Origin of the sequence: Neobacillus drentensis (assembly GCF_036966985.1) — a bacterium.
Classification (GTDB): domain Bacteria; phylum Bacillota; class Bacilli; order Bacillales; family Cytobacillaceae; genus Neobacillus; species Neobacillus drentensis_E.
Genome location: NZ_JBALSN010000230.1, coordinates 818 through 1,699 on the forward strand (window position 1 = coordinate 818; position 882 = coordinate 1,699).

Sequence of the window (882 nt, forward strand, 5' to 3'; positions counted from 1 at the left end):
TGATTGGACTGTGAGATTCGCCCATTGGACTGTGAAATTAGCTCATTAAGACGGGAAATTCGCCCATTGATCATGAAAATCCGCTCATTAAGGCGAGAAATTTGCTCACTACCAATAATAAGGACAAAAAGACCTGGCTAGTGCCAGGCCTTTCGGTGCAATTATGCAGATTTTTCTTCAGCAACAACGGTTCCATCTTCTAATAAGAGTTTTGGAACACCATTGTTAATGACTGTTTCTTTGGTAATAACGCACTTGGTAATGTCGTCACGAGAAGGAAGGTCGAACATGACATCCAACATAATTCCTTCAATGATGGAACGTAGACCACGTGCACCAGTTTTGCGTTCAATTGCCTTTTTGGCAATCTCAGTCAAAGCGCCCTCTTCAAATTGAAGCTCAACATCGTCGATTTCAAGCATTTTTTGATATTGTTTAACAAGCGCATTTTTCGGCTTCGTTAAAATTTCAATTAATGCTGCTTCATCTAACTGCTCAAGGCTCGCAATCACTGGAAGACGTCCAATAAATTCTGGAATTAATCCAAAGCGAAGTAAGTCTTCTGGTAATACTTTAGAAAGTAGTTCTTTCTGAGAAACTTCCTGCTGCTTAATATCTGATCCAAATCCAATTACTTTTTGACCTAAACGGCGCTTAATAATTGGTTCAATTCCATCAAATGCTCCTCCGCAAATAAAGAGGATATTGGTTGTATCAATTTGAATAAATTCTTGATGCGGGTGTTTTCTTCCACCTTGTGGCGGAACACTTGCAACCGTACCTTCAAGAATTTTTAATAAAGCTTGCTGAACGCCTTCACCAGAAACATCTCTTGTAATTGAAGGATTTTCTGATTTACGGGCAATTTTATCAATCTCATCA

At 39.0% G+C, this 882-nt stretch carries 1 protein-coding gene; it reads right to left on the bottom strand.

Going from position 1 to position 882, the window contains the following annotated elements; translation table 11 throughout:
* Positions 1-161: 161 nt before the first annotated feature.
* The coding region (clpX, locus tag V7659_RS15600; RefSeq protein WP_335540769.1) for an ATP-dependent protease ATP-binding subunit ClpX at positions 162-882 on the bottom strand (721 nt) is incomplete at its 5' end.